This is a genomic window from Candidatus Nitrosotalea sp. FS (assembly GCF_011319475.1).
Lineage (GTDB): Archaea > Thermoproteota > Nitrososphaeria > Nitrososphaerales > Nitrosopumilaceae > Nitrosotalea.
Window position 1 is genome coordinate 1 of record NZ_RCMC01000125.1, and the last position, 7,664, is coordinate 7,664.

The following is a 7,664-nucleotide window of genomic DNA, read 5'->3' on the forward strand; positions in this document are numbered from 1 at the left end:
ATGATTCTACGCGGCGTTATCTAGTTTGAATATATCAAAAATCCTGCCAGTATTTCTTATCTTTACAACCCCTTTTGCCCTTGTATCTGCTGNTACTGAGACTACACACCATTTGGTAAACTCTAAAAGAATTTCTACCATGAAAAAAACAGCATACATCATAAACACATCTANGACATTGATACTTTGCTCTCAAGTGCTGATTACATCTCATTTCATGTTCCACTGACTGAGACTACACATCACTTGGTAAACTCCAAAAGAATCTCTACCATGAAAAAAACAGCGTACATCATAAACACATCAAGAGGAGAGATAATTGACGAGGATGCATTGTATAATGCACTCAAAGAAGGAAAGATTGCAGGTGCTGCATTGGATGTCTTTGAAAAAGAACCTGCAGTAGGAAACAAACTTACAACACTTCCAAATGTTGTGTGTACTCCGCATATAGGTGCTCAGACAAAAGAGGCGCAAACACTTGCAGCAAATGTGATAGGCGAAAAAATAATAATGATTCTACGCGGCGTTATCTAGTTTGAACATATCAAAAATCCTACCAGTGTTTCTTATCTTTACAACTCCTTTTGCCCTTGTATCTGCTGAAATGCAGGGATCCTCTGTCATGTCTCTTCAAGATCAAATCGTAAATCAAATCAACTCAATATTTCATGTCAAGTCTGGATTGTCTCTTGAATTGAGTAAAAAACAAATTGTAGAATATCCATTGATTGGATCAATAGCATTAGTGATAATTGTTGTGATTGCATCCTCTGCTAGATCAAAAAGTAAAAAACAAATTAAAAAATAATCTAGACTTGCATGATTCCTTTCTGAATCAAATATTCTGTTGCCATGCCAAAGTCATTGTCTGAGATTAAATCCTCAGACCACCACCGTAAATTATTTTTGAACCAATGTGGAATGTGTACTTGACTTGTCTGGTTGTTGTAATTTGGGATGTTGAGTATGTTGTTATTTATCAGCTCACGAATGATTCCTGCATATGCATTGTCTGTGGGGGTTCCTTGTTGTAGTGTGTTTACTAGGGACTTGAATTCTATTGGTATTGCAATTTTGCCAGAATCTATTAGATCAAATGAGGTGGTGGCATTAGCACCTGCATATTCTGCATTAATGTGATAAGTTCCAGGGGTAAACGTTGTTTTGTAAAAGGGAAACGGTGAAGTAATTGTACTATTTGGTTTGTTTATTGGTATGCTGATTGGGGCACTTGTCTTGTTNTTAGCCTTGGCACCTGAGTACTCTGCATTAATGTGATAAGTTCCAGGGTCAAACGTTGTTTTGTAAAAGGGAAACGGCGAAGTAATTGTACTGTTTAGTTTGGTTATTGGTAGGTTGATTGGAGCACTTGTCTTGTTTGAGCTATCGATAATGTGTATAGTTATGGTATTGTTGGTAACTTCTGAGATCTGAAAATTAATTGAAAGAAAATCCCCATATTCGTAAACCTGCTTACTTGTAGATATCTTCAGAGATGGTGTTGCAGAACCATACTGTGTACCCAATACAAGTACAATTGCCATGGTAATCATCAAAATTTGTATTGACCATTTCATAAAAATTAAGGAAAATTAATTTCATAAATAGGCTTCTTTGATATTTTGATTTATTTTGCAAGCAAAATCCTGCCTAAATTTCTAACAGAATATAAAGGGTAAATCTGTAGTGCCGAGTATGCCTAGTCAACAGGACCAAATCTGGATAAAAATGTGGAAAGAAAATTCCCCAGAGCTTAGGGCAAAGGCCGTAGAATGGAGAAAACAAAATGCTCTAGTACGTGTAGATAGACCAAGCAGAATCCAGAGGGCAAGAAGATTAGGATACAAGGCAAAACAAGGCATTGTTGTAGTAAGAATGCGTGTAGGTAAGGGTAACATGCGAAAGAAAAGACCAGTTGCAGGAAGAAGACCAAAACATCTTGGTGTTCTTAGAATCAAGCCTGCACTTAGCATGCAGAGAGTTGCAGAGCGTAGAGTGTTGGAACGATTCCCAAACATGGATCTTCTTGGCTCATATTATGTTCATCAAGACGGTTTGTATCTCTGGTATGAAGTAATACTTGCAGATGTATCACATCCACGAATCATAAAAGACAAAGAGATACGTGGTAAACTATCTACTTTGAAAAATTGAGATCTCAGATTTTCTTATCTTCTATTGTATTGTCATCTGTTATCTTATTGGGATTTTTGTCATCACAGGCATTTGCACAAGAACCTAAAATTTCCTCAGGCCCTCATATGGGAATAAAATGGGACTGGAAGATAAATGCAGAAAGTTATACATTTCATGTAACTACAACATCAAACTATGACATGCAAAATGTGACATTTAACAAGGCATACAAAGAACTTGTCTTTACAGGCAACAGTACACATGACGGAAACATTGCTGAAATTGAGATNATTACACATTTCATGTAATTACAGTATCTAACTATGACATGAGCAATGTTACATTTAACAAGATAAACAAAGAACTTGTATTTACAAGCAACAGTACACATGACGAAAACATTGCTGAAATTGAGATACCTACTAATCTGATTGGAGGGAATCTAACTGTCTCTCAGAATGGAACACCTGTTTCGGCTATTGTGGTTCCAGGTACTGACAGTTCTACTATAATGCTGAAATTCAATCAAACCGGCACTGTGAATACGAGTGTATTTGGAACTACGTATCTTCCAGAATTTTCAACAGTTGCTTCGCTTGTAATGGTGCTATCTATTACAATGGTACTAGTCGTACCAAAATTTAGAAAATTCTAAAACCCGTTGTTGTAATCTTCCCACATGTTTGCTCTTGTGGTAAGCTTGTTCATCTGATAAAATATTCCGCCTACAATTCCTGCCTGGTAAAATGCATATAGATAAACCTGAGAGTGTGTCGGGTCTGAATGAGTAAAGGTGAGTGCAAGCATGGAAAAGAAGATGTACGTTCCAACAAATGTGAATATCTTACTAAATATTCCTTCCATTCCGACTATTCTCTTTGTTGCTGCAGCCATTATTGTTATACTTGATATTATCAAAAATGTCAGTCCACCATTTGCCTGAATGAATTCGGTTGCCCATGGAATCAGACCATCTGTAAAAATTGATTTGTGTGATGGTTGTGCGCCACCGTGTAATGCAAAAGAGACAGAGGTAAAGATTGCACCCATCATAAACAAAAATAAAAATCCCTTGAAGAAGGCACGTTTTAGTGGACTGCGGGATTCTGAAGGTTGCATTACCCTGTCAGTCATCTTCAAACCATATAGAAAACCAATACCGAAACATGGTGCAAACATCAGGTCTATGATCAAAGGACTCTGTTTTGTCATCTTATCAATGTCTGGTCCAAATATGAGGTNGTATAGAAAACCAATACCAAAGGATGGCGCAAACATCAGGTCTATAATCAAAGGACTTTGTTTTGTCATCTTGTCAATGTCTGGTCCAAATATGAGGTATACTACAAGTGCAAGTACTGCAGCTCCTACAAATATTGCAATATCTATTGAACTTCTATTCTTTCTCATCTCCAATAGATCTGTTCCCCACTCGTCCAATCTGCGTTATTATGTAGAATTTTGAATTAAAGCGGGAAATCAAAAGGATTTTGCCTTTCTTATCAACTCATTTTGCCTTTTATTTGGGACACAAGTATACTGTACCATGAGAGTAGGCATTGCAGTCATGTTTATTGGGATTGTAGTCTTCGTATTTGGAATTATATTCTATCTTCAAGGAAATTCCTTAGTTGGCCCTACTTCATCGTTCATGTATTCAAATCCGAAATGGATTGTAAACGGTCAATGGATTGCCGTCATTGGTGTATTGATCTTGTCTGCAGGCCTTGGAATCAGCTTACGACGCCCAAGGTCATAGTGGACCTGACCTTGGCTAGTTGGCGAATCTTTTTTGTAATCAGACTGTCCATCTGAGATTCGGTATCGGTTTCAGCTTCTACTACGATGTCATAGTCTCCATATACTACTCTTGCATCCTTTACCTTGTCTATTTTTTTCAGTTTTCCAACAATTTCGTTTTCGGCACCAAGCTCACAACCGATCAAAACGTATGCCTTTTCCATGGTATATCAAATTGTAACACAAGCTTAAATCCTTATTCCATAAACTTTGATTAAATCATTCCTGATTGCAAACAAGAGTTTTCTTTGAAATTTTTCATGATGGCAATTGAGCCATGGGATTAAATGGCGGTCTAGCAAAATGCCAACTTATGGGATTGTTTGGAAAGTCCAAGCCAAAAGATGACACCATTGAACAAATGAGGGTCTTGCTTGATAACTTTCAATTTGCTGACCTGCAAACTTTTTGTGTCGAAACACTTGGAGTAACGCCAGCAATGGATCAACAACACCTGTCAAGTATTGAAGTTCTTGATTTTGTCTGGGATCAATATCACAAGGGAAAAATACAATTTTCTCAGCTAAAGGAATTTGCACTAAAACATCATATTGTATCTGAGAGCTTTTTTGAATAAATCTCTAAATTCGTATATCTAGAGTCTTTAGGATATTTGTATTAAGATCATAGACTCGTATGAGGTGATTATTGGTGTCTGCAATATACAATTTATCTTGATACAATTCCACATCGCTTGGCTCATACAGTCCTAGTGTATCACAGCTAGGGTCGTCCAGTCTACACACTGTACTAGTGCCCTGTTTTCCAATTAATGTCAAAACTGAATCATTATCCGTATCAATCACTCTAATTGCAGAATTGTATGTGTCTNGCACATTGTACTAGTGCCTTGCTTTCCAATTAATGTCGCAACTGAATCATTGTCCAGATCAATCACTCGAATTGCAGAATTGTATGTGTCTGCAACAAATATTTTGTTTCCAGCCACGCATAATCCTAGTGGATGTTGAAATAATGATTCATTTGACTTGCCGTCCTTGTGTCCAAATGCAAACAGTCCGTGGCCAACAATGGTTCTAACATAATCTGTCTTGAGATCTATCTCTCGAACCGATGATGTTTCACTGTCTGCAAAATATACGATGTCCTCGTAAACAAAAATTCCACTTGGTTGTGCAAGTTGTGCTTGTGTCTTGGTACCGTCTACGATATCCTCTTGACCATTTCCGGCAAAAGGTTTTGCCAAATCTGTATTGGTATCATATGTCCATATTTGGTGATTTCCTGCCATTGCAATNTGATATCTTCTTGACCATTTCCAGCAAAGGGTTTTGCTAAATCTGTATTGATATCATATGTCCATATTTGGTGATTTCCTGCCATTGCAATGAATACTAGGTTATCTTTTACTGCTACGTCCCACGGTGACGAAATTGCAGTTTCTTTGCCTCTACCACCAGGTGATCTCCATGGACCTTGTTTGCCTGTACCAACGATTGTAGTAACTTGTTTGCTTTGCATGTCTATCTTTCGTACTGCATGATTTTCTGTANTGAAATTGCAGTTTCTTTTCCTTTGCCACCAAGTGATCTCCATGGACCTTGTTTGCCTGTGCCAACAATTGTGGTAACTTGCTTGCTTTGTAGATCTATCTTTCGCAGTGCATGATTTTCTGTATCTGCAACAAAGATTAGTTCACCTTTCCATGAAACTCCCTGAGGTCTAAAAAATGTCGCATCTGAAAATTTACCGTCTTGTAGGCCTGTCCTGCCACTGCCAATTACATGTAATATTTTGCCTGAAAGATTAGTAACGATTACTCTATTATGATTAGAGTCCGATATTGCAATCTTGTCATTGAGTATCGATATCTTGCCTGGGAAAGACAAAGTTGTGTTATTTCTCTGGATGGTTTTTACAATCTTGATTGGCTCTCTTGCTAACGTATGTGACTTTTCGTGTTTTTCCAAAAGAACATCGATTGTGTCTACTATCATCTCTTTTTGACCCTCTCCTGACTGTCTGTATACCAGAGTCCCATTTGGATCAATTATTGCAATAGTGGGCCACCCCGTTATTCCAAACCTGTTCCAGACAGTCATTTTCTTGTCTACTAGGACTGGATGTGATATCTCATATCTTGCTNAGTTACGCCAAACCTGTTCCAAACAGTCATTTTCTTGTCTACTAGCACTGGATGTGATATCTCGTATCTTGCTACTGCCTGTTCAATATTTTTTCTATCTTGTTCGTTGAAGAACTTTGCAGAATGTACTCCTATGAATACAACTGGTACATCTTTGTATTTTTCTTCGAGCTCTGCAAGTACTGGTAATGTATGCATACAGTTGATACAACAATACGTCCAGAAGTCTAGAACTATGATGTGACCCTTGAGATTTTCAAGTGAAAGTGGTTCTTTTGTATTTATCCAGTCAAAATCTAACGGAAACTCTGGTGCCTTGATAACTTTGGAAAATATATTGTCAAACATGATGTGAATTTGAAATTTTGATTATTTAATAGCACCGAATTCAGGCGTTGCGGAAAATTGATTATATGGTTTAATTTCATCAAGGGAAATGTTGTGATATTTTATATGCTAAATGATATGCAAGTGCATTTTTCATTATTACCAATACAACCGTGACCTGTAGATTTCAAGTGATAATGATCAGTTAGATCATGTTTACAATTTCTACATTTTGGTATATCGTATTCGTCATACGTGATCTTTTCTATGTCTGTACTAGTCAAATTTCTATCCTTTATGACAAAATCTTTTTTGTTCTTGTAACAAGTAAAATTGCTGATGTAACTGCAATTAAAAGTGTAAGTGATGTGATAATGCCAAATTCTGGTACTGCTTTTGTTCCAATGATTTCAATTTCTTTCACACCTGTACTGAATGGAATACTTAGAGTCCTGTCAGTGTCGGTTGTCTTTATCTCATCAAATGATTCTTCTTGTCCATCAATTGATACAAAAAATCTATCATCATTCCCATTTATTTTAGAATCAATTAGTCCTCTTGGTAATGTAATGATCAATATTCCATCTCCCGTAGTTTTTGTCTGCACTATGACAGATCGTGATTGGTTGTTACCATGAACGCTGATCACTTGTCCATTGTTGATGCTATACTGGACTGAAAAAGCACTGTCATAAACTGTAATACTATTAGAATTTGATGTGTTGGAAATCTGTTGTGTGTTTACAGTATTTTGATTGTTACTTTGATCGTAGATATCTGTTGCAAATGCATCATGTGATGCTACTAATGCAATTCCTATGCCTAGTATCATAATTAGATGTGCTCGATTCAAGTTCTGCATATGTGAAAAAATACTGATTGTTATTTAGCGATATTTCAAAATGAGTACAAATCAACATGCAAATCTTTGCAGATGGCATATCTAATTTATTTGAATAAAAAAATCCTCATTTTATTGAGGTGTGGATTTTATACTAGGATACAGAATCCCAGGAACTCTGAGGTGGTTTTGGGATTAGATGCAATACTGCAATACCACCTTTGGATATGACAGGTTCGGCCACTAGCATTGTGGGTGGGTCTGCTGCCTTTGGTATTGCCAATCCATCAATTCCTTCTTGTGGCTTTGGTATCCATTTTAGCGTACTTCCTCCAGGTGTTGAAATGCTTGTCAAAATCATTTCTGGTTGTGGATTTGGTTTGGGTTGTGTGATGACGTTTACTGGTTTTGTTGGTGTTTGTATTGCTAATCCATCAATTCCTTCTTGTG

The 7,664-nt window shown here is 37.0% G+C and carries 6 protein-coding genes and 5 pseudogenes; 4 read left to right on the forward strand and 7 right to left on the reverse strand.

The window, feature by feature from the left end; genetic code table 11:
- Window positions 1-174 precede the first annotated feature (174 nt).
- A pseudogene (locus DYY66_RS04535) lies at window positions 175-537 on the forward strand (NAD(P)-dependent oxidoreductase); the annotation flags it as partial.
- 1 nt (window position 538) lies between these two features.
- A complete protein-coding gene (locus DYY66_RS04540; protein ID WP_166286597.1) occupies window positions 539-811 on the forward strand; it encodes a hypothetical protein in 273 nt (90 codons plus the stop codon).
- Window position 812: 1 nt separating this feature from the next.
- Here DYY66_RS04540 and DYY66_RS13030 read toward each other — a convergent pair.
- Window positions 813-1,244, reverse strand: a pseudogene (locus DYY66_RS13030) (hypothetical protein); the annotation flags it as partial.
- A gap of 454 nt (window positions 1,245-1,698) precedes the next feature.
- Here DYY66_RS13030 and DYY66_RS04550 point away from each other — a divergent pair.
- Window positions 1,699-2,157, forward strand: coding sequence for a 50S ribosomal protein L15e (locus tag DYY66_RS04550; RefSeq protein ID WP_166286601.1), 459 nt, complete (start codon window positions 1,699-1,701; stop codon window positions 2,155-2,157).
- A 1,715-nt stretch (window positions 2,158-3,872) separates the two neighbouring features.
- Here DYY66_RS04550 and DYY66_RS04575 read toward each other — a convergent pair.
- Window positions 3,873-4,103 carry an Lrp/AsnC ligand binding domain-containing protein gene (locus tag DYY66_RS04575; RefSeq protein ID WP_166286609.1) on the reverse strand — a complete coding sequence of 77 codons (231 nt, stop codon included), beginning with the start codon at window positions 4,101-4,103 and terminating at the stop codon, window positions 3,873-3,875.
- 149 nt (window positions 4,104-4,252) lie between these two features.
- On the opposite strand from DYY66_RS04575, the gene DYY66_RS04580 reads away from it, so the two are divergent.
- A complete protein-coding gene (locus tag DYY66_RS04580; RefSeq protein WP_166286611.1) occupies window positions 4,253-4,516 on the forward strand; it encodes a hypothetical protein in 264 nt (87 codons plus the stop codon).
- Between the two features lie 255 nt (window positions 4,517-4,771).
- Here DYY66_RS04580 and DYY66_RS16050 read toward each other — a convergent pair.
- From DYY66_RS16050 to DYY66_RS04615, 5 genes and pseudogenes are all read right to left on the reverse strand, one after another.
- Window positions 4,772-5,191, reverse strand: a pseudogene (locus DYY66_RS16050) (hypothetical protein); the annotation flags it as partial.
- A gap of 7 nt (window positions 5,192-5,198) precedes the next feature.
- A pseudogene (locus tag DYY66_RS16055) lies at window positions 5,199-5,421 on the reverse strand (alkyl hydroperoxide reductase); the annotation flags it as partial.
- A 625-nt stretch (window positions 5,422-6,046) separates the two neighbouring features.
- A pseudogene (locus DYY66_RS16060) lies at window positions 6,047-6,394 on the reverse strand (thioredoxin-like domain-containing protein); the annotation flags it as partial.
- A gap of 274 nt (window positions 6,395-6,668) precedes the next feature.
- Window positions 6,669-7,226, reverse strand: a complete 558-nt coding sequence (locus tag DYY66_RS04610) for a hypothetical protein (protein ID WP_255496089.1) — start codon at window positions 7,224-7,226, stop codon at window positions 6,669-6,671.
- A gap of 142 nt (window positions 7,227-7,368) precedes the next feature.
- A partial coding sequence (locus DYY66_RS04615) for a hypothetical protein (RefSeq protein ID WP_394352573.1) occupies window positions 7,369-7,664 on the reverse strand: 296 nt, incomplete at its 5' end.

What these genes read in the sequence shown, in the direction of transcription:
- DYY66_RS04550 (WP_166286601.1), top strand. Translation starts at nt 1,699, where the DNA reads ATGCCTAGTCAACAGGACCAAATCTGGATAAAAATGTGGAAAGAAAAT.
- DYY66_RS04575 (WP_166286609.1), bottom strand. Translation starts at nt 4,103, where the DNA reads ATGGAAAAGGCATACGTTTTGATCGGTTGTGAGCTTGGTGCCGAAAAC.
- DYY66_RS04580 (WP_166286611.1), top strand. Translation starts at nt 4,253, where the DNA reads ATGGGATTGTTTGGAAAGTCCAAGCCAAAAGATGACACCATTGAACAA.